The 26,553-nt window shown below is 47.8% G+C and carries 28 protein-coding genes; 1 reads left to right on the top strand and 27 read right to left on the bottom strand.

The window, feature by feature from the left end:
- Nucleotides 1-32 precede the first annotated feature (32 nt).
- The 3 genes from pckA to BLW33_RS01710 all read right to left on the bottom strand — a co-directional run bounded on the left by pckA (nt 33) and on the right by BLW33_RS01710 (nt 4,100).
- On the bottom strand, nt 33-1,598 hold the full coding sequence (pckA, locus tag BLW33_RS01720) for a phosphoenolpyruvate carboxykinase (ATP) (RefSeq protein WP_090304468.1): 1,566 nt from the start codon (nt 1,596-1,598) through the stop codon (nt 33-35).
- 204 nt (nt 1,599-1,802) lie between these two features.
- Complete coding sequence (locus BLW33_RS01715) at nt 1,803-3,140, bottom strand: citrate/2-methylcitrate synthase (RefSeq protein ID WP_242911563.1); 1,338 nt, start codon at nt 3,138-3,140, stop codon at nt 1,803-1,805.
- A 327-nt stretch (nt 3,141-3,467) separates the two neighbouring features.
- On the bottom strand, nt 3,468-4,100 hold the full coding sequence (locus tag BLW33_RS01710; protein WP_090244322.1) for an ECF transporter S component: 633 nt from the start codon (nt 4,098-4,100) through the stop codon (nt 3,468-3,470).
- A 155-nt stretch (nt 4,101-4,255) separates the two neighbouring features.
- Between BLW33_RS01710 and coaBC the strand changes: the two genes are divergently transcribed.
- Complete coding sequence (coaBC, locus tag BLW33_RS01705) at nt 4,256-5,452, top strand: bifunctional phosphopantothenoylcysteine decarboxylase/phosphopantothenate--cysteine ligase CoaBC (protein WP_090304465.1); 1,197 nt, start codon at nt 4,256-4,258, stop codon at nt 5,450-5,452.
- 6 nt (nt 5,453-5,458) lie between these two features.
- On the opposite strand, the gene dprA is transcribed toward coaBC, so the two are convergent.
- From dprA to BLW33_RS01585, 24 genes are all read right to left on the bottom strand, one after another.
- Complete coding sequence (gene dprA, locus BLW33_RS01700) at nt 5,459-6,553, bottom strand: DNA-processing protein DprA (protein ID WP_176966579.1); 1,095 nt, start codon at nt 6,551-6,553, stop codon at nt 5,459-5,461.
- Nucleotides 6,554-6,594: 41 nt separating this feature from the next.
- Nucleotides 6,595-8,127 carry a YifB family Mg chelatase-like AAA ATPase gene (locus tag BLW33_RS01695; protein ID WP_090304462.1) on the bottom strand — a complete coding sequence of 511 codons (1,533 nt, stop codon included), beginning with the start codon at nt 8,125-8,127 and terminating at the stop codon, nt 6,595-6,597.
- Entirely contained in the window at nt 8,127-9,533 is a 1,407-nt protein-coding gene (locus BLW33_RS01690; RefSeq protein WP_090304460.1) for an amidophosphoribosyltransferase, read from the bottom strand. The genes BLW33_RS01695 and BLW33_RS01690 overlap by 1 nt, the downstream gene beginning before the upstream one ends.
- Before the next feature lie 191 nt (nt 9,534-9,724).
- Nucleotides 9,725-10,528 carry a family 1 encapsulin nanocompartment shell protein gene (locus tag BLW33_RS01685; RefSeq protein ID WP_090304622.1) on the bottom strand — a complete coding sequence of 268 codons (804 nt, stop codon included), beginning with the start codon at nt 10,526-10,528 and terminating at the stop codon, nt 9,725-9,727.
- Nucleotides 10,529-10,538: 10 nt separating this feature from the next.
- Nucleotides 10,539-10,904 (bottom strand): demethoxyubiquinone hydroxylase family protein, encoded by a 366-nt coding sequence (locus BLW33_RS01680; protein ID WP_090244335.1) that lies wholly within the window; start codon nt 10,902-10,904, stop codon nt 10,539-10,541.
- Between the two features lie 138 nt (nt 10,905-11,042).
- Nucleotides 11,043-13,217 (bottom strand): bifunctional 4-hydroxy-3-methylbut-2-enyl diphosphate reductase/30S ribosomal protein S1, encoded by a 2,175-nt coding sequence (locus BLW33_RS01675; RefSeq protein ID WP_090304458.1) that lies wholly within the window; start codon nt 13,215-13,217, stop codon nt 11,043-11,045.
- Between the two features lie 98 nt (nt 13,218-13,315).
- Nucleotides 13,316-13,894, bottom strand: a complete 579-nt coding sequence (locus BLW33_RS01670) for a lysophospholipid acyltransferase family protein (RefSeq protein ID WP_090304457.1) — start codon at nt 13,892-13,894, stop codon at nt 13,316-13,318.
- Nucleotides 13,891-14,541: a (d)CMP kinase gene (cmk, locus tag BLW33_RS01665; RefSeq protein ID WP_090304455.1), complete on the bottom strand. Its 651-nt coding sequence runs from the start codon at nt 14,539-14,541 to the stop codon at nt 13,891-13,893. The genes BLW33_RS01670 and cmk overlap by 4 nt, the downstream gene beginning before the upstream one ends.
- Before the next feature lie 5 nt (nt 14,542-14,546).
- The gene (locus BLW33_RS01660) at nt 14,547-15,785 is read right to left on the bottom strand and encodes a BaiN/RdsA family NAD(P)/FAD-dependent oxidoreductase (RefSeq protein WP_090304454.1); all 1,239 of its coding nucleotides are present in this window, start codon (nt 15,783-15,785) and stop codon (nt 14,547-14,549) included.
- Entirely contained in the window at nt 15,773-16,690 is a 918-nt protein-coding gene (locus BLW33_RS01655; RefSeq protein ID WP_090304452.1) for a MurR/RpiR family transcriptional regulator, read from the bottom strand. The genes BLW33_RS01660 and BLW33_RS01655 overlap by 13 nt, the downstream gene beginning before the upstream one ends.
- The gene (mnmM, locus tag BLW33_RS01650) at nt 16,687-17,268 is read right to left on the bottom strand and encodes a tRNA 5-(aminomethyl)-2-thiouridylate-methyltransferase MnmM (RefSeq protein ID WP_176966578.1); all 582 of its coding nucleotides are present in this window, start codon (nt 17,266-17,268) and stop codon (nt 16,687-16,689) included. The genes BLW33_RS01655 and mnmM overlap by 4 nt, the downstream gene beginning before the upstream one ends.
- A gap of 1 nt (nt 17,269) precedes the next feature.
- The gene (locus tag BLW33_RS01645) at nt 17,270-17,659 is read right to left on the bottom strand and encodes a hypothetical protein (protein ID WP_090304449.1); all 390 of its coding nucleotides are present in this window, start codon (nt 17,657-17,659) and stop codon (nt 17,270-17,272) included.
- Between the two features lie 3 nt (nt 17,660-17,662).
- A complete protein-coding gene (locus BLW33_RS01640; protein WP_341456139.1) occupies nt 17,663-18,382 on the bottom strand; it encodes a pseudouridine synthase in 720 nt (239 codons plus the stop codon).
- Nucleotides 18,379-18,954 carry an SMC-Scp complex subunit ScpB gene (scpB, locus tag BLW33_RS01635; RefSeq protein WP_090304447.1) on the bottom strand — a complete coding sequence of 192 codons (576 nt, stop codon included), beginning with the start codon at nt 18,952-18,954 and terminating at the stop codon, nt 18,379-18,381. Before scpB ends, BLW33_RS01640 begins: the two co-directional genes overlap by 4 nt.
- On the bottom strand, nt 18,926-19,633 hold the full coding sequence (locus BLW33_RS01630; protein WP_242911562.1) for a segregation and condensation protein A: 708 nt from the start codon (nt 19,631-19,633) through the stop codon (nt 18,926-18,928). The genes scpB and BLW33_RS01630 overlap by 29 nt, the downstream gene beginning before the upstream one ends.
- Nucleotides 19,634-19,684: 51 nt before the next feature.
- On the bottom strand, nt 19,685-20,380 hold the full coding sequence (locus BLW33_RS01625) for a site-2 protease family protein (RefSeq protein ID WP_242911561.1): 696 nt from the start codon (nt 20,378-20,380) through the stop codon (nt 19,685-19,687).
- Entirely contained in the window at nt 20,331-21,602 is a 1,272-nt protein-coding gene (gene lysA / locus BLW33_RS01620) for a diaminopimelate decarboxylase (RefSeq protein ID WP_090304441.1), read from the bottom strand. The genes BLW33_RS01625 and lysA overlap by 50 nt, the downstream gene beginning before the upstream one ends.
- 75 nt (nt 21,603-21,677) lie before the next feature.
- Entirely contained in the window at nt 21,678-22,208 is a 531-nt protein-coding gene (locus BLW33_RS01615; RefSeq protein ID WP_090304439.1) for an NUDIX hydrolase, read from the bottom strand.
- A gap of 10 nt (nt 22,209-22,218) precedes the next feature.
- Nucleotides 22,219-22,674 carry a transcriptional regulator NrdR gene (gene nrdR, locus BLW33_RS01610; protein ID WP_090304437.1) on the bottom strand — a complete coding sequence of 152 codons (456 nt, stop codon included), beginning with the start codon at nt 22,672-22,674 and terminating at the stop codon, nt 22,219-22,221.
- A gap of 8 nt (nt 22,675-22,682) precedes the next feature.
- The gene (gene ftsZ, locus BLW33_RS01605; protein ID WP_090304619.1) at nt 22,683-23,756 is read right to left on the bottom strand and encodes a cell division protein FtsZ; all 1,074 of its coding nucleotides are present in this window, start codon (nt 23,754-23,756) and stop codon (nt 22,683-22,685) included.
- A 44-nt stretch (nt 23,757-23,800) separates the two neighbouring features.
- Nucleotides 23,801-24,274 (bottom strand): small basic family protein, encoded by a 474-nt coding sequence (locus tag BLW33_RS01600; protein ID WP_090304435.1) that lies wholly within the window; start codon nt 24,272-24,274, stop codon nt 23,801-23,803.
- Between the two features lie 22 nt (nt 24,275-24,296).
- Entirely contained in the window at nt 24,297-25,034 is a 738-nt protein-coding gene (locus BLW33_RS01595; RefSeq protein ID WP_176966577.1) for a DUF881 domain-containing protein, read from the bottom strand.
- On the bottom strand, nt 25,021-25,737 hold the full coding sequence (locus BLW33_RS01590) for a DUF881 domain-containing protein (RefSeq protein WP_090304431.1): 717 nt from the start codon (nt 25,735-25,737) through the stop codon (nt 25,021-25,023). Before BLW33_RS01590 ends, BLW33_RS01595 begins: the two co-directional genes overlap by 14 nt.
- Nucleotides 25,738-25,745: 8 nt before the next feature.
- Nucleotides 25,746-26,534 (bottom strand): cell division protein FtsQ/DivIB, encoded by a 789-nt coding sequence (locus BLW33_RS01585; RefSeq protein WP_090304429.1) that lies wholly within the window; start codon nt 26,532-26,534, stop codon nt 25,746-25,748.
- Nucleotides 26,535-26,553: the final 19 nt, after the last annotated feature.

The following is a 26,553-nucleotide window of genomic DNA, read 5'->3' as shown; positions in this document are numbered from 1 at the left end:
AAGACCTCCTTTTTATATCTTTTTTCCATTAATTATTTTGCCTTCGGACCAGCGTCTACCACTTCTTGGGGCATATTTTCGTATTTTGCAAAATTCTTTTCGAATTGCTCAGCTAAATGTCTGGCCGTCTTATCGTAGGCGGCTTTATCTTCCCAAGTGTTTCTGGCAATTAAAACATCCGCAGGCACCCCGGGGCAACTGGTGGGAACTTCCATATTGAAAATATCATCGTGGATATACTCCGCCTTGGCTAAATCCCCATTAATGGCTGCGGTAATGATGGCCCGTGTATAGGACAGCTTCATCCGTTCACCCACACCGTAGGCCCCACCAGACCACCCAGTATTAACCAGGTAGACATTACAGTCGTAGGCATCAATCCGTTCTCCTAAAAGTTCTGCATAACGTGCTGCCGGCAAGGGCAAGAAGGGTGCCCCAAAGCAGGTGCTAAAGGTTGTTTGAGGCTCCGTAATCCCCCGTTCTGTCCCGGCAAGCTTACTGGTGTAGCCACTGACAAAGTGATACATGGCCTGGCTCCGATTGAGTTTTGCCACTGGTGGCAGGGTCCCAAAGGCATCGGCAGCCAGGAAAATCACCGTCTTGGGATGGTTACCCACACTGGGAATCACACAATTGGGAATATATTCCAGGGGATACCCCACCCGGGTGTTTTCTGTGTATTTTTTATCGGTAAAATCCGGATCGCCATTTTCGTCATAGACCACATTTTCAACCACCGATCCAAAACGGATTGCTCTAAAAATTTCCGGTTCCCGTTCCTCCGTCAAATCGATACATTTGGCGTAACAGCCCCCTTCAAAATTGAAGATACCATTGTTACTCCAACCATGTTCATCATCTCCAATGAGGGAGCGTTCAGGGTCTGCGGAAAGGGTTGTTTTCCCTGTCCCGGAAAGGCCGAAGAATAAGGCGGTATCGCCGTCTTTCCCCATATTTGCCGAGCAGTGCATGGGAAACACATTTTTCTGGGGTAAGAGATAATTCATCACCGAGAAAATGGATTTCTTGGTTTCCCCACAATATTTTGTCCCTGCGATGAGAACGACCTTTTTCTTAAAGCTCAAAATAATGGCTGCTTCACTATGGGTCCCATCAATCTCCGGATCACAAAGGAATCCGGGCATGGAAATCACCGTGAATTCTGGTGTAACGACCTCTCCTTCTGCCGCATTAATAAATAAATTTCGCGCGAACAGGCTGTGGCTGGCGTATTCATCCACCACACGGATAGGGAGTCGATAATCCGTATCGGCACCGGCAAAGCCATCAAAAACAAGGAGCTCATTGGCGTTCGAGGCATAGGCCGTTAATTTTTTATATAATGCTTCAAATTTTTCTTCTGAAAATGGTACATTGGTCTTTCCCCACTCAACGGTATGGTGACTGACTTCATCATCCACCACAAAGCGGTCGTCAGGAGAACGGCCGGTATATTTCCCCGTGTAGGTGGCTAATGCCCCTGAGTTAACCAGCTGCCCCTCCTCTTTTTCTACTGCCCGTGTAATCAGCTCTGCTTTTCCCAAATTCAACAGGCCTTCACTCTTAATTCCTAAACAGTTTAAGTCGACTTTTTTCATTCTAAAATCTGTATGATACAATCATACAACCCCTTTCTCTATAACCTCTCCATGTTGCTTTTATACATTACAGTGTTATTTTGTCCCACCTTTACAAAATCAATTTAATTATACCATAATTTAAATGAAAAGGGTATATCAAAAAATAATCTCTCTCAAATCCACATAAAAAAAGCCCTCAATGGGCTTTTTCAAGTCTAAAGATTATCGTTCATTTAGTGGGACATAGTCCTTACGTTCCTCAATGGCCAGATACGCCGGACGGATAATCTTACCCGCATTAATCAGTTCTTCTAAACGATGGGCACTCCATCCTGAAATCCGAGCAAAAGCAAAAATCGGGGTGTACAGCTCCGTGGGTAATCCTAACATATGGTAGACAAAACCACTATAAAAGTCCACATTGGCACTAACACCTTTATAGATCTTACGCTCTTCCGCAATGACTTTTGGTGCCAAACGCTCAACATTAAAGTATAGATTAAATTCATCCATGCGTCCTTTTTCTTCTGCCAGGCTTCGGACAAATTCCTTAAAAACTTCCGCACGGGGATCAGACTTGGAGTAAATAGCATGACCCATCCCATAAATCAGACCAGCATGGTCAAAAGCTTCCTTGTTTAGGAGACGCCCTAAATACGCTTCAATTTCTGCTTCGTCATCCCAATCCTTGACTTCTTTTTTCAAATCCTCAAACATTTCAACCACCTTGATGTTGGCGCCGCCATGCTTGGGTCCCTTAAGGGAACCTAATGCTGCTGCAATCGCCGAATAGGTATCCGTGCCCGAAGAAGTAACGACGTGACAGGTAAAGGTCGAGTTATTCCCGCCCCCATGCTCCGCATGAAGCATCAAGGCAATATCTAAAATTCGGGCTTCCAACTCGGTATACTGACTATCCGGTCGCAGAATATGGAGAATATTCTCTGCTGTTGACAGCTCCGGGTCAGGGGAATGAATGAACAGACTTTCACCGTGCTCGTAATGCCGGTAGGCCTGATAACCATAAACTCCTAAAAGCGGAAAAAGTGCGATAAGTTCAATACACTGGCGCAGAACATTGGAGACCGAAGTATCACTGGCAAAATCATCATAAGAATAGAGCGTCAGCACACTTCTTGCCAAGGTATTCATCATAGATTTACTAGGTGCTTTTAAAATAATATCCCGAACAAAACTCGTTGGAAGTGTCCGGTAATGGGACAAAACATCAACAAAATCCTGAAGCTCCTCAGTATTAGGCAAAGAGCCAAACAACAAGAGGTAGGTCGTCTCTTCAAATCCAAAACGCTTTTCTTCCACACATCCTCGAACCATATCTCGGACGTCCACTCCACGGTAAAATAAGCGGCCATCACATTGCACCCTTTTTCCGTCCTTTTCGATATGGGATTGAATCTCGGAAATTTCCGTGAGACCGGTTAAGACCCCTTTACCCTCGAGATCCCGGAGGCCCCGGTTTACTTTATATTTTTGGAAAAGCTCTTCTGGAATCCGATCATTCTCGAATAACAACTTCGTATATTTTTCCAGGATAGGCATTGATTGCGAAAACGCTGTACTCATATATTCAACTCCATTTCACACCTTAATCATTTTTATAAATCATACCATAAAAACTAGATAGAATTGTATACAAAATGTAAAATATGAATAATGCTTAAGATTTTTATTCATATTCTTAAGTTTTAAAGTCCTTTTATCGAGATAATCTCTTTAATATGCAAGACTTTACTATAGTTCCTTCATTTTGATTGTATAAAAAACATTAAGCCTTTCTTAAAAAACACGCTTTTTCCCTTTGTTAAAGGCCTTAAAAAAGCCCCTTCGCTTTCGCAACAGGGGCTTTGTTTACAAACTATTCTTTAATTATGCCGGTGAGGCAACATGTTTTTGATATTTGAGCAACACCTTGGCAACGGCCAGGGTCAGGACGCCAGCCACAATGGCTTCGGGTATTCCATTAATTCCAACAACGCCCATGAGGACGCCCACCAGAGCTGAGTAATCTACCCCGGAAACAGCCGCGTATTGTTGTCCAAAGCAGAAATAAATGAGGCTGAGGACTAAAACGGTGTTGGTTAAAGAGCCGCACACACCAGCAACGGTTAATGCCACACTATCTTTACCAATCTTTGATTTAAGTGCCCGGTAAACATAAAAGGGAACAATACCCACTAGAATACGGGGAACAAAACAGATGACCAAGCTCCAGAAATTCCCATTTACCCCTGCAAAGGAATAAAACGGGCTAAAGGCAAAGGATGTGGGCGTCGGGTTAAAAGTGGCGTTTAGCAGGCTGGTTAATCCAAATACAAAGCCTAGGAATGCCCCTTTCTTCGATCCCAAAACGATGCTGCCGATGATCACAGGAATGTGGATGATTGTCGCTTTGGTGAACCCCAATGGAATGTAACCCAAGAACGGTGTCACTGCCAGGAGCACGATGATGGCAACAAACAAAGAAAGCTGGACCAGATCCGATGTTGATTTGTTTTTCATATTAAATATGACCTCCTTGCTATCGTTCCGATTAACGGATACAATGCTAATGGGGTAATTGTACACAAAAATTAAGGTGATGTCTACTGTTTTTATTGACGCATCCCCTGTATTTGTTATAAAATAAACAAAAATATAAAGAAAGTCTGAATCCAATGGAATTAAAAAATAAAACTGTCATTTTAGGGATTAGCGGTAGTATTGCAGCCTATAAAATGGCCAATGTCGCCAGTGCTTTAGCTAAGGCTAAATGTGATGTCCACACCATCATGACTAAGAACGCCACGGAAATCATCACACCACTGACCTTTTCCACTTTAACGGGCCACAATACTATTGTGGATACCTTCGATAAGACGGTAAATTATAATGTGGCCCATGTGGCCCTGGCCAAACGGGCTGATGCCCTATTGATTGCACCGGCCACAGCCAATATCATTGCCAAGCTGGCCTATGGCCTGGCTGATGATATGCTTACCACCACAGCCTTAGCCTGTACCTGCTCGAAAATCGTTGCTCCAGCCATGAATACGGCCATGTACAACAATCCCATCGTGCAAAAGAACATCGGAATCCTCCGGGATGCTGGCTTTATTATCATCGAGCCGGCTTCTGGTATTCTAGCCTGTAAGGATGAGGGAGCCGGTAAGCTGCCCGCTGAGGAGGTCCTCTTGGATTATCTGTACCGGGAAATTGCCTGTCCCAAAGATTTACTGGGACAAAAGATCCTCATTACAGCTGGTCCCACCTGTGAGTCCCTGGACCCGGTTCGCTATATCACCAATCATTCCAGCGGAAAGATGGGCTATGCCCTGGCACGGTGCGCCATGCTGCGTGGGGCCGATGTTACCCTTATCTCCGGTCCGACCCAATTATCAAAGGTCCCCTTCACCACCCATATCGCTGTTGAAAGTGCCCAGGATATGTACGATGCGGTCATGGGCCAGGGCCCGTCCCATGGGATTATCATTAAATCTGCGGCAGTGGCGGATTATACTCCTTTAGTTTGTGCGGAGGATAAAATCAAAAAAAAGGAGGGCCATCTCTCCCTCTCCCTTAAACGAACTCCGGATATTCTAGGGGCTCTTGGAGAAAAACGCCTTCCTCATCAATTTTTATGCGGTTTTTCAATGGAAACCCAGGATCTTGTTAAAAACAGTCAGGATAAGCTAGTCCGAAAAAATGTGGATATGGTCATTGCCAATAACCTGAAGGTAGCCGGTGCCGGTTTCTCCGGCGATACCAACGTCGTCACCATCATCACAAAGGATTCGGTCTCAGAGCTGGGACTCATGAGCAAGGAGGATACCGCCCACCGGATCCTGGATGAGATCCTCCGGCATAAAAAATAGAGGCCCTTACAACAAAGTCACCCGTCCATAATCCACCCGGAGGATGTCCCTCAGCTCCATCATGGAGAGGAGGGCATTGACTTCTGCAATGGGTTTTTCTGAAACCAGGACCAATTGATCCGTGGTGTTGTACCCTCTGGCAACGAGGTTAAACAGTTTTGCTTCATCCTCGGATAGTTTCAAATTTTTTACGGACTTTACGGTCTCTTCCCCATCGGGCACCGGGACAAAATCCACATAATCCTCCAGTACATCCCGGGCCTCGGTCACCACCTTGGCGCCATCCTTAATCAGGTTATTGCACCCCACGCTTTGAACGAGGGTGATATCCTTGGGAATAGCGTAGACATTCTTCCCCTGCTCCAGGGCGTGCTTTGCAGTGATGAGAGCCCCGCTTTTTTCCGCCGCTTCCACCACCAGTAATCCCTCGGAAAGTCCGCTGATAATCCGATTGCGCAAGGGAAAATGAAAAGCCAGGGGTTGGGTATCCATAAAAAACTCCGTTAAGATTAGCCCTCCCCCCTCTAAAATTTCATGATACAACGGTTTGTTAGCCTTGGGATAACAAACATTAATGCCACAACCCAACACCGCAATGGTAGAGCCCACCCCCTCCAGGGCGCCTTCGTGGCTGGCCGCATCGATACCTGCTGCAAAGCCAGACACCACGGTAACTCCATTTTCCGATAAATCCCGACTAAGCCGCCGAGCCTGGGCTAAGCCACCTGGAGATGCCTTGCGTGAACCCACGATTCCAATATTTAAAGGTGCCTTCAACAGTTCCACATTTCCTTTAACAAAAAATGCTGTCGGTGGATTATAAATCTCATGAAGAAAAGATGGAAAGGCAGCATCTCCTTGGGTGATGAGCCGAATATGATGGCGTTCCATGTAACGGATGGCTTTTTCGGCTCCCCTCAAATCACGATTCTTTATCAATACTTCCCGTTTTTCTGGCTTAAGACCCTCGATAGCCTTCAGGGCCGGCCCATCACTTTCATAAATCCCCTGGGGTGACCCCAAATGGGCTAACAGCCGTTGACGGGTGGTATTCCCGATTTCTGGTATTGACAGTAGCCAAACCCAATACAGTTGGTCCATTCTTCCATTCCTTTCTTTTCCTTTAGCGATCATGCCGGCCTCTAGTGACTGACTGGATGGGTCCGATATTGAACAGCCTCTGCCAAATGGTACTGCTCGATGACATCGGCACCTTCCATATCGGCGATGGTTCGAGCTAGCTTTAAAACACGGTGATACCCCCTGGCACTTAGAGCCATTTTCTTATAGATCATCTCCATAAAGGCCAAGCTCTCCCCTTTAAGGACACAGCACTCGGCAATCATTCTAGGGGTGAGCTGGCTGTTGAAAAAAATACCTGGATATTCTTTAAACCGCTCCCGCTGACGTTGTCTGGCCCCATTGACACGCTCTCGGATAACGGTTGACCCTTCCCCGGAAGCCCCGCCCTCCAGCTCGGAAAAGGAGGTGGCTGGCACCTCAATGCGGATATCGATGCGGTCCAGGAGGGGTCCTGATATTTTACTGGCGTAACGATGGATTTCCCCGGGTGTACAGCTGCAGGCATGGGTTGGGTCCCCATTATAGCCACAGGGACAGGGATTCATGCTGGCAATGAGCATAAAGGATGCCGGGTAGGTCAGGGAGGCATTAATCCGGGAAATAGTAACCGAATGGTCCTCCATGGGCTGGCGCAGGGTTTCGATACTCCCCCGGGAAAACTCTGGCAGTTCATCCAAAAAGAGGACTCCCAAATGAGCCAAGGAGACCTCCCCAGGCTTTGGAATGCGCCCGCCCCCCACCAGGGCATTTTTAGAAATGGTATGATGGGGGGCCCGGAAGGGCCGTGTGGTGACCAGACGCTGGCCCTTTAACAGGCCTGCTACGGAATAAATCTTAGAAATTTCCAAAACCTCCTCGGCATCCAAGTCTGGAAGGATTGAGGGAAAGGCCTTGGCCATCATGGATTTTCCGGAACCAGGAGGGCCGCTGAGTAAAATATTGTGAGCCCCGGCCGCCGCAAGGGTCAGGGCACGTTTAGCCGCCTCCTGCCCCCGGATATCTGCAAAATCCACCAGTTTATCACAAGCTCGCCTATCCTTTAACAGTGCCTCCAAGGGCACGCGCTTGGCTTCCAGGATTTTTTCCCCCGTCAGGTGGGCCGTTACTTCGGTGATATGACCTGCGGGATAGACCGTGATGCCCTCCACCACCGCAGCCTCCGCCCCATTGGCCTTGGGCACGATGATGTGCTTAAAGCCGTGGTCTCTGGCTGCTAGGGCCATGGGCAGGACCCCGGTAACACTGTTAATCTCTCCACCCAGGGAAAGCTCACCCACAATGAGATAATCCTCAATATCAACCACCTCAATCTGCTCTGAGGAAAGGAGCAAGCCGATGGCAATGGGGAGATCAAAGGCCGAGCCTTCCTTTTTAAAATCCGCCGGAGCCAGATTGATGGTTATCCGCTGCATGGGGTAATGAAACCCACTGTTCTTTAAGGCTGCATACACCCGTTCCTTGGATTCCCGAATACCAGCATCCGGCAGCCCCACCACCGCATACACGGGTAACCCATTAGCCACATCCGTCTCCACGGTGATCATAAAACCGTCCACCCCCAGGAGCCCGCAGCCAAAAACCCGGGACAGCATTATTCTTTCCCGTCCCAGCAGTAAGTACAGACCTTACACCGATCAATCCCAATGGCCTCAATCATCTCATCCAGACGATGGTATTTAAGGGAGGTAAACTTCGAGCGCTTACAAATACAATCCACCATTTCCTGGTGGACCTCTGTATTGGGATCGGCATATTCAAAGAGACGCTCCTCATCATGGTCGCCCTCCCGCTCTTTAATAATCCGGCGGGTAATTAAATCATACTCCGATGTCGACCTGGAGAAATTTAAATATTTACAGCCAAACATGATGGGCGGGCAGGCTGACCGAATGTGGACTTCCTTGGCACCATCCCCAAAGAGGTAGTCCGCCATTTTCTTCGTCTGGGTCCCCCGGACAATGGAATCATCAATGATGAGCAGCCGTTTGTCCTTAATGAGGCTGGAAATCGACACCAGCTTCATCTGGGCAATCATTTGACGCATACTCTGCTTAGGAGGCATAAAGCTTCGGGGCCAGGTTGGCGTATATTTAATCAGGGGACGCTTATAGGGCAGGCCCGAAGCGTGGGAATACCCCAGGGCATGGGCAATGCCGGAATCCGGCACCCCACTGACATAATCCACATCGATGTCCTGATCCCGCTTAGCTAAGGCTTTTCCACAGCGATACCGCACTTCCTCCACGTTGCGCCCCTCATAGCTGGAGGTGGGGTAGCCGTAATATGTCCAAAGGAAGGCACAAATCTTCATGTTCTCTCCCGCCTTGGAAAGTACATCATAGCCCTCAGGTGTCACCATCACGATTTCTTGGGGTCCTAATTCGTAGGCATCCCGGTACCCCAGGTTTTGGTAAGCAAAATTCTCCATGGAAATGGCATAGCCCCGGTCCTGCTCCCCGATAACCAGGGAGGTGCGCCCCAGGCGGTCCCGGGCAGCTAAAATCCCTTTTTCGGTCATCACCAGCATGGTTAAGGACCCATCCACCAGCTCCTGGGCAGCCTGGATACCCGCCAGCAGGTTTTCCTGGGAAGAAATAATCGATGCCACCAACTCAGTCGTATTGATCTGTCCAGCACTCATTTCCATAAAATGCCCTCTGCGATCCGCTAAAACCTGATCTAAGATGGCCTGAGCGTTATTGACCCGCCCCACTGTGGCCAGCACAAAATGGCCAAAGTGAGCCCGGACAATCAGGGGCTGTGGATCACTATCACTAATGGCTCCAATCCCTAGATTTCCTTCCATGTTTTGCACGTCCTGCTCAAACTTCGTCCGAAAGGGCGCATTGGCAATATTGTGGATTGCCCGGTCGAAGGAACCATCCTTACATACTGCCATTCCCCCACGGCGTGTTCCCAAATGGGAATGATAATCGACCCCAAAAAATAAATCATTCACACAATCATCCCGGGTTGCTACCCCGAATAATCCTCCCATGTCTACCTCCTCATTGGCTACTCAGTCTACTAAAATCCCTTTCATTATACATTAATTTTGATCCTGGGACTACCCGCTTTTCCTTTTTTCGTAAAAAACCCATACCCGCTCTGAAATAAAAGAACCCCCGGTCCTTTCGCCATTTTTAATGACCAAGGGTGGGGGTGTCTTTTATTTAAAAATTTATAAACTTAATACACAATAACAGCCTGGGGGACTTTCAAGCGAAGGGCCAGGGTTTCTAAAACCCGGAAGTGATGGTTTAATTCCGCATACTCCACATAGGCCGTCGTCATGTCCTGGCCGATGGCCAAGTCCATAAACTGAGCTTCCCCACATAATAGAATGGCCTTTCCCATCAGGGCTCTACTGACATACACCCGACCATCCAAAAGACCCCGGATTCGGTCGATTTCCATAACACCGGTTTCCGGCAAAATGCGCTGGAGGCTATAATATAAATCCGGGCCCATGGCTAACGCGTAATGGCCGATGATGCCGGATTCATAAAACTGGCTGATGCCCTTGGCAATATTCAAGAAAGCATCTTGCCCGACACTCCAATCATCCCGGGCCATCGTGATGACACCCTCACTATTACATAAACCCTTGATGCCCAACTGCTCCTGACCGAAAAAGATAATTTCATCCTCACGCTGGGCCAGGGTCTGGGCTGCCTGATCCACACTGGACAAATCCACCGGTGTATTTAAGCGTTCCTCCTCTTCTAAATCCCGCCAAAACAACCAAAAATCTTCATAAATCTGTAAAAGATCCACCATGCTGCGCCCGCAGGTTCGAGCAATGCCGCCATCAAAGGCTTCTTCTCTTTTAGTGTCAACATTGACTTCTAAAATTCCGGCACCCAAGGGACCATAAAGGGGCATGAGATGCCGGCCAACCAAAAACTTTTTGGCATTCTTTACCACATGGGTATCAATGTCATTCCATAGGGTATCCCCAAAGGGGGCTGTCGTCCGTCCTAAGTAATCCATTTGATCCACCTTATTCTTCTTTCAGGCTGCCAATGGTGGCACCCTCTGGAGACTTGGCATCCGTGCTGTCCACGGGAATTCCTAATTCCCGCATCATTTCATGGACTTCCTCTGCCCCCGACTCAAAGAGTTTATATTCCTCAGCATCTAAATAACGCATCAGCGTCGTTAGCTCACCGATATGTGCTTTTTCTTCATCCCGGATATCCGCCAAAACTTTTTTTGCGATGGCATTATCCGTTGCACGAACGTGAGCATCGTATAAATAGATTGCCTCCAATTCTCCCGCCAAGTCCAACCGGATGGCCTCTGCCAATTCTTTCTTGTTCATTTTCCGTTCTACATTCCCTGCAAAGGGATCTCCAAACTGTGGCATTGATGTTTCTCCTTTCGAAGTTAATAAAGTAACCATATCATGGGATTATTAAGAAGAACCAAAATCAATGATATCCCCATTTAAGAGGATTTAAAGTAAAAAAAATGGAACAGCACAAGCTGTTCCATTTTTTCTCGATTATTCTTTGTCGCCATCATCCGTATCGTCCCCGAAGGATAAACCTTCGAAGAGATTTCCAAATGCATCACCCAGGGTGACATTGGCCGATTCTTCATACACAGTGGTGTTTCTGTTCTGTGCTGCTCTCTTCTTCTGTCCACCGCCACGGTTGGGACGATCGCCAGTGAAGCCGCCTTCGCGCTTCTTGCTTCTGCTGCGCTGGGGTCTTTCAGGTGCTTCCAGAGTTGCTTTGATGCTCAGGCTGATTTTTTCTTTTTCAGTGTTGATGCCGATGATCTTAACCTTGACCACATCCCCTGGTTTCAGGACAGCAGCCACCGATTCGACACGGTCATAGCTGATTTCAGAAACATGGATCAGGCCTTCGACACCAGGGATGATTTCTGCAAAAGCACCGAAATCCAACACATTGGTGATTTTGACTTCAACATCGTCCTTTTCGTTATATTCCTGAACGAATACATCCCAAGGTCTGGGCATCAGTGCTTTGACACTGAGCTTGATCTTCTTGTCTTCTTCGTTCTTGGAGATAACCTTTGCTTCGATTTCCTGGCCCTTCTGAACCAAATCCTTAGGTTCGTTGGCACGTTCCCAGGTCAGGTCAGAGCGATGGACGAAGCCATCGATACCATCTAAATCTACAAAGATACCGAAATTGGTGATAGTCTTAACATTCCCCTTGACCACATCGTCAACGTTCAGCTCACCAAAACGTTTTTCCTTAACTTCACGCTGCTTTGCTTGTTTTTCCTTAATTTCCTTTTCCAGAATAACCTTCTGGGAAAGAATTGCTCTGCGGCGCTTTGCATTGTAATCAATGATTTTACCCTTGACTTCTTCGCCGATAAGGGATTCCAAATCCTTGACATAACGCACATGATACTGGGATGCAGGCATGAAGATATCGGTAAATCCGATATCGACGATCAGGCCGCTACCAGAAACACTTTTAATCTTACCTTCCAAAACATCCTGATTTTCAAAGGCTTCAGCTAATTTGTTCTGAACCTTTTGATTTTCATATTTGATTTTGGACAATTTTACCCGGGAAGAACCATCATTCAAATCGGTGACGATGGCGGTAATCAAATCGCCAGGCTTGACCAAATCTGTTAATTCTTCATCGTGCTTCCAAGTGTAGTCACTTTTCTTAATGACTGCATCAGATTTATATCCGATGTTCAGGATCACTTCATCCGCATCAACTGCGATAACTTCGCCTTCCACTGGTGCACCCTTGCGGATAGACTTCATCGAGTCTTCTAGTTCTTTTGCAAAATCAAACTCTTCATCTGCAACATCATTCAGAACCGCTTGCGTCTGTTCCTGCTCTAACACGTTTTCTTCCATACTTTCCGTTACCTCCTTAACGATCCAATCCGGTGTCGATGCTCCCGCTGTGATTCCGATGGTTTGATATTTCTTAATCTCATCAGGATCTAATTCCCCGGCTGTCTCTATGTGACAAGTATTTTTGCAATGGGCTTTGCACACCTCCAAAAGCTTTTGAGTATTGGAGCTATGGTACCCACCCACTACGATCATATATTCTACACCTTCTGCCGTCTTCGCCGCGGCTGCTTGTCTCTCAGCCGTCGCGCTGCAAATGGTATTAAATATAACACATTCATCCGCCTTGTTTTTCAAGGCTTCGGTTATCCTTTGGAATTTGCTTTCAATGATGGTGGTTTGAGCCACTACGCAAATTTTTTCAAAATGCGGTAAGGCATCCACTTCATCCCCAGAGCTGAGGACAATTCCAGAATCATCACACCAACCCATGGCTCCGACCACTTCTGGGTGCTCGGCATTTCCAACGATAACAATTTGATAGCCCTTTTCGTAATAATCCCGAACCTTATTTTGCATGGCCCGGACAAAAGGACAGGTTGCATTGACAATGGTCAGTGCCTTCTCTTCTGCTGCAGTGATGACATTCCTTCCCACACCGTGGGAACGGATAATAACGACGCCATCCTCTACCGCATCCAATGTATCCACCTTTTTCACCCCGAGGGTAATCAGACGGCCCATTTCTTGCCGGTTATGGGAAATATCGCCCAGACAATAAATCTGCTGTCCAGGATAGGTTTTAAGGGTATTTTCCACCATTGCCATGGCGTTCTGTATTCCAAAGCAATACCCCGCTTTTTCAGCAATAATTATTTTCATCGACTATCTCCATTATTGTATTGTAAAACACCCTTAATGTCCACTATTTTTTGCACGAATTCGTGTTTTTTTTTCTAATATTTGCATTCTCACTGGGCCTAATCCAGAGCGTACACCTGATCCATGATTTTTTGACTAATTTCAGACATCTCGGGTGCTTTTAGCTTCTTCCCGTAGTATTCTTCCAAAGTGATGGGCGCTCCAAAAGTAATGGTGATATGGCTTCTAAATTTAAAGCGCCCTTGGATATGAACCGGTAAAATGGGACTTTTCGTCTTGAGTGCAAACACCACAAAGCCATCCATCGGAGGCTTTTCTTCCCCCTCTGCCACCCGAGTTCCCTCTGGAAAAATGCCTAAAATCCCGCCATCTTTCAAAACCTTCATGGATTCCTTAAGGGTTTGTACAGAAACATTCCCCCGATTCACCGGAATGGTTTTAACCGCCCGCATAACCCAGGCAACAATGGCATGCTTGTAGAGCTCCGCCTTGGCCATGTAGTGGACAGGGCGATCCAGTTGGGTCGCAATGACAATGGGATCATACAGGCTGACATGGTTGGGACAGATAATCAGCCCACCACTTTTAGGTACATTCTCCTTGCCCTTAATGGTAAACCGATACAGGATGATATTAACAATATATTTAAATAAAGCACGGCCCAATCGATAAATCATAATGGTACCCCTTTAATATGAGCCATAATGGCCCCACAAACCTCAGAGATGCTTTTTCCCGTGGTATCAATAATAACGGCATCTTCGGTACAGACCAGGGGACCGGCATCACGATGGGTATCGTTATAATCCCGAGCAGCAATATCCGCTTTCATCTCATCTAAGGACTTATCGATACCCTTTGCTGCCAATTCCTTCATCCGCCGCATAGCACGCTCTGTAATGCTGGCATCTAAATAGAATTTATATTGAGCCCGGGGCAGAACCACCGATGCAATATCCCGGCCATCCATAATAACAGAATGATTAGCCGCAATCTGTCGCTGCTCCTCCACCAACAGATCCCGAACAGCCTGGATGCAGGCGATATCCGAAGTATGCTGGCTCACTAGGGGCCTGCGGATTTCCTCGGTAACAACACCCCCGTTTAAGCGCACAGCGGAGCCGTCAAAATCAATGGTGCTTTTCTGGGTAAAATCAATAATAGCTGCTTCATCCGAAAAGGGGATCCCCGCTTCCATGACACCATAGGTAATGGCCCGATACATGGCCCCGGTATCCAGATAGATGATATCCAGGTCCTTTGCGATCATCTTTGCAATGGTACTTTTTCCGGCCCCTGCCGGGCCATCAATGGCAATTTGCATTTCCTTCACTCCTTACCGGCAAGCCATCCTGTGCTCGCTGCAATTTGAATATTATATCCTCCCGTCAGGGCATCCACATCAATCATCTCCCCTGCAAAATACAGTCCATCCACAATTTTAGATTCCATGGTTTTCGGATTGATATCCCCCACATGGACTCCCCCTGAGGTGATGATGGCCGAATTCATGGCGGTAAAGCCAGTCACAGACAGGGGCATGGATTTAAGAAGCTCCTCGACCCTGCGCCGTTCCTGTTTGGTAATCTGGTTGACCCGCTTTTCCCCTGAAATTCCCGTTAATTCTATAAAAACAGGAATCAACTTGGAGGGAAGGAGATCTCCCATGGCATTCATCAATTGTTTATTCTGGTATTTTTCAAAATCCCGGACGACCCGGGCCTGGATTTGCTCCTCACTGAGTCCCGGCTTAAGATCAATGGAGAGGCGACAGTTTCCCGGGTCCTTCTTGATTCGCGCACTATGGCTTAACACCATGGGACCGGACACCCCAAAATGGGTGAAGAGCATTTCCCCTTGTTCCCGGGCGATTAGCTTTTTCCCGGAATACAGGGTGAGGCCAGCGTTACGCAGGGATAAGCCCTGGAGCGCCATTGGCCACCGCTCCTTGGTGGTCAGACCCACTAAAGAGGGCCGACAGGGCACCATCCGATGCCCCAGGGCCTTGGCCAGACGCATGCCATACCCATCAGAGCCTGTGGAGGTATAACTCATACCCCCGGTGGCCAGGATCACGCGGTCCCCTGGAATCAGGCTTCCGTCTTGCAGCGTCACACCGATCACCTTCGGCTTACCCTCGACGGTTTCCCTTTCAATGGCTTTGACAGAAGTACCCAGGCGAACCTGAACACCGGCTCTTTTAAGGGCTGTGCCCAGGGCGCGGATAATATCGCTGGATTTATTACTTGTGGGGAAAACCCGGTTTCCCCGCTCCACCTGCAGGGGGCAGCCAGCATCCTCCAGAACCCCCATCAAATCGTAATTATTAAAAGCCGCAAAGGCCGAGTACAAAAACCGGGGATTGGTCATAATGTTTTCGAAAAAATCATCCTGATCACAAGCATTGGTCACATTACAGCGGCCTTTTCCTGTAATATAGAGCTTCTTACCCAGCTTTTCATTTTGCTCACACAAAACAACGGCTCGTCCACCCTCTGCCGCAGAAAGGGCTGCCAGCATTCCGGCGGGGCCGCCGCCGACCACAATGGTCTGCATTACTCGTTCCATAAGTCTCGCTCCAATTCATCCCCCGTATAGACGTAGTTTTCTTTCCATATTTCTTCCAGATCTTTAAAGGTCCTTTTTGTTTTTGCTACATTTTTAAGACCGATGGCCACCACCAGGGCATCAATCATACTTAGTGGCGCCACCAGGGAATCCACAAAGGCATAGGCATTGCTCTTGGCCAAAAGGGTATAATCCGCATATTGGTTAATGGGCGCATGATTATTATCGGAAATCACAATGATTTTTGGTCCCCGATCCTTTAAAAACTCCACGGCCTCCATGGTTTTTTTGGCATAACGGGGAAAGCTGATGGCAATGACTACATCATTCTCCCCAATTTTAATGAGATGCTCATAAAAATCCGTCACCCCATGATTGACAATGCGCACATCGTCCAGTACCAGGCCCAAATAATAGCCCAAATACTCAGTGAGGAGGCTGGTGGTCCGAAAGCCGATGATGATGACCTTCCTGGCCTCTGCAATGAGCCCCACGCAGTGCTCAAAGGTCTCCTCATCGAAATTCGCAAGCGTATCCTTCACGGATTCGATATCGCTTTTAAGCATATGCTTGGCGCTATCCTTCATCAAAAGGGCTTTTTCATCATCCCCCATGGTCAGGTCAATGCGCTCCACCGTGGTCAACTTGCTGTTCATTTCATCCTTCAGGAATTTCCGAAATTCCGGGTAGCCTTCATAGCCAAGGAAAATGGCAAATCGCACGACGGTGGCTTCACTGACATGTACTGCCCGAGCGACCTGCATGGCCGACATATCCGGGACTTTTTCAAAATTCCGCATGATGTACAACGCAATCTTTTTATGGCTTTTGCTAAAGCTGTCGTACTGACGCTTTAGCTCTGCAAAGATATCCCTGACATCACATTTTTTCCGATAATTGTTCACTTTACATTCCTTGCTTTTTTGATGAGATACAAAACGGGGCTGTTGTGATGATTGATGGTTTCAATTCGATGGACATCAATCCCCTTGCCTAAGGCACTGCACCAGGTTTCTATCCCTTGTGCCTCCGCCAGGCCTTCTTTATGTCCATAAGCGCATACCGTCATCACCCCATCCGCTGCCAATACGCCAAGGGCCCCCTTCAGAGCCGCCATGGTGGTCTCACATCGGGTCACGATGGCACGATCGCCACCTGGTAAATAACCGAGGTTAAACATAATCCCGCGAATCCTTGGGTCCCCGGAGATTTCCGGCAAGCTCCCCAAGGACTCATGTCCCAGGTGGTACAGCCAAACCGGTTGTTCCACCCCTTGGGCCACCAGAAGGGACCGGGTTCGGGCAATGGCATCCCCTTGAATGTCAAAGGCATACACCTTGCCTTCTGGCCCCACCTTCTTGGCCATCATAAGGGTGTCCTCTCCAGTTCCTGCGGTGCCATCGATGGCAGAGTCTCCAGGATTCAAATGCTCCGATATAATGGCCCCTGCCAAAATCGTTTGACGCCTAAAGGCTTCAATCATGCTACATGCCTCCACAGGATGGGCATCCGCAAAAAAGGGCCCCTGGAAAATCATCATGGTGCCAATGGTCTCCTTCTAATGTAAAGCCCAGCCCCCTAAAGTATTCCGCTAGATCCTCTGGTCCATTGAAAACCTCCACCGAATGGCAGCCCATCTCCATCAAATGAAAAAGAACTGACCGCAGAAGCCCGTCAAATATCTCCATATCCGCGCTGTGGTCCACTTTTACAATCTCCTGGATCACAGCTGAGCTTCCCGAATAAATAAAGCGGCAGAGGGCCAAAAGACCAACCTCATCCTCTGCAGCCATAATCAAACTTTTCCTTAAAGCATCCTCCTCAAAAAAAGAGGCAATTCCATCGGTTTCCTTTGGAAAATAAAATTTCAGCATTTTCTAAACTCCTTTTAAGTAGTCCACTTCAGCAGCCGTCAGATAGCGCCACTTCCCCGCTTTAAGACCCGGGTCTTTTAAATCCCCTAAGGCCACCCGCTTTAACTGGATCACGGGATGCTCCACCGCCTCGCACATTTTACGGACCTGACGATTCTTCCCTTCAGAAATGGTGATGCTAATGAGGGTAGCGCCTCGCTTTCGTCGCAGCACGGTAACCTCCGCAGGCTGAGTTTGATAGGCTTCCCCATCATTATCAATCAGAACCCCTTCCCGGAGAAGATCTACAGCCTCATCCTCCATGCGCCCCTTAACCAGGCAGGTGTAGGTCTTTTTAAAATGATGCCGTGGGTGGGTAAGCCGAAAGGTTAGATCCCCATCGTTGGTCAAAACCAACAAACCTTCAGTATCCTTATCCAGCCGTCCCACCGTGTACAGGCGTTTGTCACTCTTCACCAAATCCACGGCGGTTTCCACCGCATGGACATCCGAAGAGGTTGAAATCACCCCCATGGGCTTGTTTAGAAGGATGTATTCATGGGATTCCCCACTAATGGGTTTACCATCCACCTCCACCTGATCCACACCGGGCTCTATCTGATGCCCCGGCGTCATAATGCCCACTCCATTAACCCGGACATGGCCCGTGGCAATGAGCACCTCGGATTTCCGCCGGGAAGCCACGCCGCACATTGCCATATATTTTTGTAACCGCATACTCATAAAATTGCTTCCTCCAATAAATCCTGTTCCGCATCTGAAAAAAAATCGAAGGATGGCAGTTCTGCCAAAGACGTCAGATGAACGGATTTCAAAAAACAATCGGTTGTTTTATACAAAAATGGACGCCCCGGGGCATCCTTTCGCCCTGCCTCGGTGATCAGCTCGCGGTCCAACAGTAATTGAATCGAACTGCTGGAGCTTACCCCTCGGAGGGCTTCAACCTCCACCCGGGTTATGGGCTGGCGATAGGCCACAATAGCCAAGGTTTCCAGTGCCGCCTTGGACAGGCCCGCCGCCTGATGGAGGCCCAAAACATCCGAAACCACAGCGTAGTGCTCTGGCTTTGTGGTCAGCTGCCAGCTTCCGTTAACGTTAAGCAGACGAATTCCTCGTTCTTCCCCCTGATAGGCCTTTTCCATCTCAACCAACAGCTGCTGTACCGTGTCCTGCTTTTGATCCACCGCCACAGCCAGATCTTTTAAGGTAACCGGTTCCCCGGACGCAAAAAGTACCGCCTCGATCATCCCCTGATATCGGCGGCGGTCAAGCATGGTTATCTGTCGATTCTCCATCTACCATCCATCCTTCTTCTATGATTATTTCCTGGAACAAACCCCTTTGCTTAATGGCAATCTGTCCACCCTTGTACAATTCCAGTACTGCCAAAAGGGTGACCACTACCTCCTCTTTCTGCCCGTGTCCGATGAGCAAATCCGAGAAAGGCACTGCTTCATCCCTACCATTGGAAAATCGGCCCCGTATTAAATCAATCTTTTCTTCAACCGTAAAATTATCCCTTAGAATCTGTCCGGAGTAAGACTTAAGAAGATGGTCGTCCCGGTACATGGCAATGATGCCCCGAAAAGCCTTAGCCAAATCCTCACCCTTGATTTCCACCGGCTTTTCCTGGACCAGCCCAGGGATGTACTCCGGCTCCTTGGCAAGGGTTCCCAGCTCGGCCATCTCCCGATCCTCCAGATAGGTGCTGATTTTTTTAAAAACCTGGTAGTCCAAAAGTTGGCTGACCAGGGCGGCCCGCATCTCCTCTTCAGATTCTTCCTCGGGTGTCATCCGGGGCAATAGAGTCCGGGATTTAATTTCCAGCAGCCTGGAGGCCATGACAATAAACTCGCTGGCAATCTCCAGGTCCATCTCCTGCCATTTATAAATATAAGACAAATACTGCTTGGTAACCTGTACAATTGGGATATCATAGATATCGATTTTATTTTTCTGTATTAAAAATAACAATAAGTCTAAAGGGCCTTCAAAGCTCTCCAGCGCAACCTCATAGGACATCGTTTAGGACCAAAGGAGGGTGAACAGCGGTGACAAAAGGGTGGCGTACAGGCTAAGCACCGCATTGATAATGGGGCTGATGACCATCCCAAAAATACCGGTAAACATCAGAGCCAGCAAAACGAACATCCCATAACGCCCGAATTCAGAGAATTTCTGACTCGCCCTTGGCGGCAGAAATTCAGCTAAAAGCTGGGACCCATCCAGGGGTGGAATGGGAATGAGATTAAAAACGGCAAAGAGTACGTTATAGTAGTAAATATACTGTAAAATCGTCGAGAGCATCTCATTTTGCAAGGGAAGGACCGCAAAATAGGCCGCCATTCCGATAAAGCCCAGAAGCAAATTGGTAAGGCATCCCGATAGGGCAACGACAATCATTCCCTTCTTTCGATTTTTAAAATTATTGGGATTGACAGGGACAGGTTTCGCCCACCCGAAGCGCAGCAGCACCATGGCAATGAAGCCCACGGGATCGATGTGCTTTAAGGGGTTCATGGTCAAGCGCCCCATCATCTTCGGCGTGGGGTCCCCCATGGCATCCGCCGCATAGCCATGGGCCATCTCATGAAAAGAGATAGCAATGAGGATTCCTGGTAGTCCAAGGAGCAGATTGAAAAAATACTCTGGCGTAAAATTCGTCAGCATCTTATTTCTCCAGCCATGGTACGATCCGGTCATGGGCAATAAGGTCTGCATAAGTTTCCCGTTCCACAATAATACCGGACTGTCCCCCGCGAAGGAGAACCACTGCCGGCCGACGGAGACGGTTATAATTGCTGCTCATGGAATAATTATAGGCTCCGGTATGGCGAACGGCCAAAATATCCCCGGGTGCGGCACTGGGTAATTTTGCCGAAGCAATTAACCGGTCGGTTTCACAGGCCTTTCCACTGATTGTCACGGTTTCGGTGGATGCTTCCCCATAGTGATTGCATAAAACAGCTTCATATTCCGCATCATACAACGCAGGTCTGGGGTTGTCTGCCATTCCTCCATCAATACACACGTATTTTTTCACCCCTGGGATATCCTTCACCGTTCCAACCGTGTATAGGGTAATGCCAGCGGTCGCCGATATATACCGACCTGGCTCGACAACCAGACGTGGCATGGCCAGGGCTTTTTTAACGGACATCTCCCGAATATGGGCAACCATTCGTGGAATATGGTTCATGACATCAAAGGATTCGTCTCCAGTTAAATATGGAATGCCAAAGCCTCCCCCCAAATTAATTTCTTTTAAATCCAAACCATCCTCTTGGAGCACCTTATACAGGTCCATCATGATGTCCATGGCCATAACAAAGGGGGCGTCGTCGATAATCTGGGAGCCGACATGGCAGTGGATACCCACCACATCAATAAATGGCATTTTACGGGCATTGCCGATGACCCCCCGAGCCTGACGAATGGGGACTCCAAACTTGGAATCCTCGGTCGCTGTTTGGATGAGTTCATGGGTATGGGCAGAGATTCCCGGTGTCACTCGAAACAAAACGGTGATGTGCTGCTCCCGTTCCCGGGTCAGTTGATCCAAGGTATCCAGTTCAACGGCATTGTCGACAACAATACGTCCAACCTTGGCATCCAGAGCCATTTCAAGCTCTTCCTTGGATTTGTTGTTGCCGTGGAGACAAAGACGTGCCGGATCAAAGCCACTTTCGAGGGCGGTGTATAATTCTCCGCCAGAAGCAACATCCAGGCAAATCCCCATCTCATCAACGATACGGCACATCGCCAGGTTTAAGAAAGATTTGCCGGCAAAATTAATTTCGTATTCGGCGCCCGTTTTTTCAAAGGCATCCACAATTCCCTGAATATTATCTCTGAGGATATCTTCACTCATAACATATAAGGGTGTACCGTACTCTTTGGCCAGGGCCACGGTATCGTGACCGGAAAATGTATAATGGCTCATTCAATACTCCTTTTTTAGAATAGAAAAGGTGACCACTTATCTCGCCCATGCGGGATAAAGGATCACCCATGATTATTATCTGCACTGTGAAAAATAACGTCCCAATGCGCAGGCCGTCTTTGCATCTGTAAATTTGCCACTTAAATAAAGGGCCCTTACCGTCGGGATTGGAATCCGGATAATCTGGATGAATTCATCATCATCCGCTTCCAAAGCTTCTTCTTCAAACTGTGTCGCCATAAACAACGCTGTCTTTTCATTGGTGAATCCTGGTGAAGGCCACATGTCTCCTAAGTACTTAAGGTCCATCGGCTTCAGTCCAATTTCTTCCTGGAGCTCACGGGAAGCCGTTTCAAAAATGTTCTCCCCCGTTTCCATGAGGCCTGCGGGTATTTCTGTCAACACTGTTTCGACGGCCTTTCTAAATTGCTTTACAAAGACCATGCAATCATCCACAATGGGCAAAATAGCCACTGCATCTTTATGGTCAACAATTTCACGGAGGGATGTTTTTCCATCCGGAAGGGCAATGGTATCCACCCTTAAATTTAAAATTCGACCAGAAAAAATTTCCTTTGTTTCTATGGTCGGTTCGTAAAAGTCCACAAAAGCCTCCTTATTGCTCCGACTTCAAATGGTTCAGTTCCTCCATAAAGGAATCCACATCCTTAAAATGTCGATAAACCGAAGCAAAGCGCACATAAGCTACCTGATCGATGGATTTAAGGGCATCCATCACCTGCTCACCAATACACTCCGAGGATATTTCCTTGGCCTCATTTTGATAAAGGTTGCGTTCAATGCCATCGACCACTTCTTCGAGATGGTCGATGGGAACAGGCCGCTTTTCGCAGGCTCTAATCATCCCATTCAGGATTTTATTCCGATCGAAGGATACCCGTTGTCCCCCTTTTTTTACAATGATAAGGGGAATATTTTCAATTCGCTCGTAGGTGGTAAAGCGCTTCTTGCACTTTTCACACTCCCTGCGACGTCGAATCATGGTATTTTCTTCCACTGGTCGTGAATCGATTACCCGGCTGCCGTCATACTCGCAAAAGGGACATCGCATGGTTCATCCTATTCGTCAGTATTCAAGAAGTCCGGAATAGAAAAGAGATCCGCACTGGAACGACGGTTTTCATTCTTTTTCGGTGCCTGTTTCTGAGCTGGAACTGAACGGTTCGCCCGTTCTTCATCCTTTGTCAAAAAACCGGTGGCAATGACGGTAATCTGGATTTCATCACCCAGACTTTCATCGATGGTTGCCCCAAAGATGACATTGGCATCCTCGTCAGAAGCTTCCCGGGCAATGGTCGCTGCTTTATCGACTTCAAAAAGGGATAAATCTTCCCCTGCGGTGATATTCAGCAACACGCCTGTAGCGCCATCGATTTCAGTTTCCAGAAGTGGACTTAAAATGGCTTCTTTCGCTGCTTCTTCAGCACGGTTTTCACCGGAAGCACGGCCAACACCCATGTGGGCCAAACCGGCATCCTGCATGATGGTCTTGACATCGGCAAAGTCAAGACTGACCAGGCCTGGCATGGAAATTAAATCCGAAATACTACGAACACCCTGAAGCAGAACATCATCTGCTAATTTAAAAGCTTCCCGCAGGGAGGTGGATTTGTCTGCCATACGCAGCAAGCGGTCGTTGGGGATGGTTACCAGGGCATCGACACTGTCCTGCATGAAATCACTGGCAATCTGAGCATTGCGCATCCGCACCTTTCCTTCAAAGGAGAAGGGCTTTGTAACGACACCAATGGTGAGAATACCTATTTCCTTCGCCACTCTGGCGATGATTGGGGCAGCACCAGAGCCAGTCCCACCACCCATTCCGGCAGTTACAAAGAGAAGATCGGTGCCCTCAATGATTTCAGCGATGGCATCCCGGCTTTCTTCTGCAGATTTTTGACCCATTTCCGGATTGCCACCTGCACCAAGACCTCCAGTGGTCTTTTCACCGATCTGAAGGCGCTTTTCTGCCAAGGTTAGAGCCAAGGCCTGGTTATCCGTATTGATGGAGACAAAATCAACCCCTTTAAGGCCAGCCTCAATCATGCGATTGACGGCATTGTTTCCACCTCCGCCGACACCGACGACACGAATCTTAGCGGAATTGCTACTGTAGTTATCTAATTCAATCACTTTTTTTCCCTCCTGCTTTTTCATATACAGAATAATAATCTATATCAATCATCACCTTCAACATCTCTAAGCTGCTCCATGTTTACGGGATGTTTGGTACCTTCGTCCTTCTTTTCCCGCGCCATTGCTGACTCTTTGATGGTTCCAGGCACTTCTTCTCGCTTAACAACACTATTCTTATTGCCACCTTCTGTATGGAAGTAATGCCGCCTGATTTTGGCAAAATTGGAAAACAATGTTGTTCCAAAATAGAAAATTGCGGCGTAATAAATCGGAACCCCAATACGGTCCCCAATATAGGTTAACAATGCGGCGAGTACCGTATTGCCAAAGAAACCTGTGATAAAAAGCTTTTGATCAAAGGCCCCTTCCAAATCCGCCTGAATCCCGCCAAAAATGGAATTCAATGCAGCCAGAATGGCAATGGATAAATAAGAGGAATAGGCCAGCGGTACCTCTATGGGTAAAAATAACCCGATGATCAGACCGATCATCAACCCAATTAAAGGAAATAGCATCGCAACCTCTTTTCCTGGAAAATTAATTATAGCTACTCTTATCCAAGTATAATGATTCTGACTTTTCTATATTAACCTTTATTTCCGAATATTTCAATATCTGAATGACACTTTCGTCAGAATTTAAGTAAAGACTCAATTTCTCCGAATCCCCAATGGCCTCAATAACGAAGGGCGGGGTTGAAAGATTTCCATCCACATTGATAACCGCACCACCACAATCCACGGCGCTATGCTCTGTTACTCGAAAACCATTGAGGGCGATGCCTTCCGCGCCAGCCACCCGCAATTCATTGAGAACCTGAAGTACATCTGAATTATGAACCAAAAATTGATTGGGATTCTCACCCTTCTGGATTTCCCGATCGCTATCCATTAAAGTTACCCGGACCCCTGGGCCTTGAATGGCAACGGAACCATCCAGAATCTGCAGAGCTTGGCTGGTCTCATTTAAATACGCTTCCAGTGAAGCCGTCCTGTTTTCGTCAGCACTCTTTGAGGGCGCATCATAGGCCCCCTCGTACAACGCAATACGTTCCTGCTGCTTTGTCATTTGCTGCTCGAGCATCGTGCTTCGGGTCCTGAGGTTCTCAAGGATTACCTCCTGCTCATACAGGGAGGCTGTGGAATGAAGGCCGTCTCCCAGAGGAAGGCTGACACTATCCAGATTTCTGACCATGACGGCCATCAAAGCACCAATAAGGATGAATAAAACCAATAGTCCCAGTTCCTTGGGCTTTAAATATTTATTGAACGACATCGTCTGCCACCGGCTGAGCATATTGAATGTCTACCGTACCGTCATAGGCCACAATTTCCAGGGCTTCCTGCCTGGAGATTCCCACCTTCAGATGATTGCTCTTCATGACATCCACAATACCAGAGCGCATCTCCACCGCTGCGGCGAGGGTTGCTGGTTCTCCGATGGCCCGAACTTCAAAAGGGGCCGTAAATTTCTTTTTATTAATATTAACATAATTGCCGCCCTGGCGGACTTCCGTTGTTCCCACTAGTCGTTCACCATTGATGGAAACCGCTTCTGCCCCCGCTGCGTTGAGCTCATTCACCAGGGTTAAGAGCAGCTCAGCGTGGGAGGCGTACAGGCTTGGATCGTAATCCGATGTACTGTCAACATCGATGGCAATGATAATGCCCGAACCACTGACATCCGTATAACCTGCTGCAATCCGCTCCTTTTCCAAAGCTTGCAGTTTCTCCTTAATGACATCGTCGCCTTCTGCCAAAGAGGATTCATATTGGGCCAGCTTTTGGGATAACTTTGTTTTCTCTGCCTCCAGGGCTTCATTCCGGCTTTCCAGGGCGTTGATTTCAGAGGCGAGCTTGGCGGCACGCTCCGTGTTGGCAGAGCCGCCGATCTGGTCCACCGCCCGCATGGACAGAATAATGAGTACCCCAACAAGGACAGACACGACAGCAATGGATAATTTTCCTGTATTTTTCATATCATCCCCTAACGTGTTTTAACGATGGGATTGGGCCCCGCCGTCAGATTGATATCTAGATTGCTCTGGTTCTTTTGAATAACCGTACCAATATAATCGTAGTTTTCTTTAAAACCTTCGAAATCATCGACTTGGAAAATCACATTATTTTTGGTGATGATTTTATAGTGATTATCCGAGGTCGCAATGATCTCTGAAATCTTTGACCCGTAGCCACTATTGTCTAACACATCAATCATCCGCAAGATTTCTTTATATTTCCATTCCGGCTGGATGGTGGCATTACTGCGCACTGCGGTATCCACCGTAATTCCCGTCAATCCAGAGACCAGTGGAATATCTGATTTTTCCAGGTAATCACTGACCTCCACCACCTTCCCCTCTTTGTTGAGATAAAAGGTTTTATCTTCTGCCACCATGGCACAAACAGCAGGCTCCAAGGTGATATCAATAAGAATGGTATCCGGATATTTTTTTGATACCCTTAAATCGTCCACCATCAGATTATTTCGGATATTGGTGTCTATGGCATTGAGATTAGCGGTAAAGAGATTTTGATCCATGGGAACACCAGCTGCATCGATAATCCCCTGGGATTCCCGGGACCCACTCCCCACGACCTCAACATGCTTAATATTAAACACTCCCTGGACCGTTGCTGTGTAAAACCAGTATCCCACACCGGCAAGAATCCCCAAGGCAATAAGCAGACTAAGAACACGCACCGCAATGCGCCGCCTCTTTCTTCGCCTCAGCTTCTGCTTGAGCTCCTTTTGTCGCTGTGACCTTTTCTTCATACCGGCATCTACTTCCTTA

Origin of the sequence: Eubacterium aggregans (assembly GCF_900107815.1) — a bacterium.
In the GTDB taxonomy this organism is placed as follows: Bacteria; Bacillota; Clostridia; order Eubacteriales; family Eubacteriaceae; genus Eubacterium_O; species Eubacterium_O aggregans.
This window is presented reverse-complemented; position numbering and strand designations above follow the sequence as displayed.

Coding starts and splice junctions, on each gene's coding strand:
- lysA (WP_090304441.1), bottom strand. CDS start 21,602: ATGAGCCATTATACATTTTCCGGTCACGATACCGTGGCCCTGGCCAAA.
- BLW33_RS01680 (WP_090244335.1), bottom strand. CDS start 10,904: ATGCCACAGTTTGGAGATCCCTTTGCAGGGAATGTAGAACGGAAAATG.
- BLW33_RS01625 (WP_242911561.1), bottom strand. CDS start 20,380: ATGCAGACCTTATTGCCCATGACCGGATCGTACCATGGCTGGAGAAAT.
- BLW33_RS01685 (WP_090304622.1), bottom strand. CDS start 10,528: ATGGATTACTTAGGACGGACGACAGCCCCCTTTGGGGATACCCTATGG.
- BLW33_RS01645 (WP_090304449.1), bottom strand. CDS start 17,659: ATGCTGAAATTTTATTTTCCAAAGGAAACCGATGGAATTGCCTCTTTT.
- pckA (WP_090304468.1), bottom strand. CDS start 1,598: ATGAAAAAAGTCGACTTAAACTGTTTAGGAATTAAGAGTGAAGGCCTG.
- nrdR (WP_090304437.1), bottom strand. CDS start 22,674: ATGCGATGTCCCTTTTGCGAGTATGACGGCAGCCGGGTAATCGATTCA.
- coaBC (WP_090304465.1), top strand. CDS start 4,256: ATGGAATTAAAAAATAAAACTGTCATTTTAGGGATTAGCGGTAGTATT.
- BLW33_RS01690 (WP_090304460.1), bottom strand. CDS start 9,533: ATGGGAGGATTATTCGGGGTAGCAACCCGGGATGATTGTGTGAATGAT.
- mnmM (WP_176966578.1), bottom strand. CDS start 17,268: ATGATTGAAGCCTTTAGGCGTCAAACGATTTTGGCAGGGGCCATTATA.
- BLW33_RS01715 (WP_242911563.1), bottom strand. CDS start 3,140: ATGCCTATCCTGGAAAAATATACGAAGTTGTTATTCGAGAATGATCGG.
- scpB (WP_090304447.1), bottom strand. CDS start 18,954: ATGGAGAATCGACAGATAACCATGCTTGACCGCCGCCGATATCAGGGG.
- BLW33_RS01595 (WP_176966577.1), bottom strand. CDS start 25,034: ATGTCGTTCAATAAATATTTAAAGCCCAAGGAACTGGGACTATTGGTT.
- BLW33_RS01640 (WP_341456139.1), bottom strand. CDS start 18,382: ATGAGTATGCGGTTACAAAAATATATGGCAATGTGCGGCGTGGCTTCC.
- BLW33_RS01600 (WP_090304435.1), bottom strand. CDS start 24,274: ATGCTATTTCCTTTAATTGGGTTGATGATCGGTCTGATCATCGGGTTA.
- BLW33_RS01710 (WP_090244322.1), bottom strand. CDS start 4,100: ATGAAAAACAAATCAACATCGGATCTGGTCCAGCTTTCTTTGTTTGTT.
- dprA (WP_176966579.1), bottom strand. CDS start 6,553: ATGGACCAACTGTATTGGGTTTGGCTACTGTCAATACCAGAAATCGGG.
- BLW33_RS01585 (WP_090304429.1), bottom strand. CDS start 26,534: ATGAAGAAAAGGTCACAGCGACAAAAGGAGCTCAAGCAGAAGCTGAGG.
- BLW33_RS01670 (WP_090304457.1), bottom strand. CDS start 13,894: ATGATTTATCGATTGGGCCGTGCTTTATTTAAATATATTGTTAATATC.
- cmk (WP_090304455.1), bottom strand. CDS start 14,541: ATGCAAATTGCCATTGATGGCCCGGCAGGGGCCGGAAAAAGTACCATT.
- BLW33_RS01660 (WP_090304454.1), bottom strand. CDS start 15,785: ATGGAACGAGTAATGCAGACCATTGTGGTCGGCGGCGGCCCCGCCGGA.
- BLW33_RS01695 (WP_090304462.1), bottom strand. CDS start 8,127: ATGCTGTCCCGGGTTTTTGGCTGCGGGCTCCTGGGGGTGGACGGTTTT.
- BLW33_RS01590 (WP_090304431.1), bottom strand. CDS start 25,737: ATGAAAAATACAGGAAAATTATCCATTGCTGTCGTGTCTGTCCTTGTT.
- BLW33_RS01675 (WP_090304458.1), bottom strand. CDS start 13,217: ATGAAAATAATTATTGCTGAAAAAGCGGGGTATTGCTTTGGAATACAG.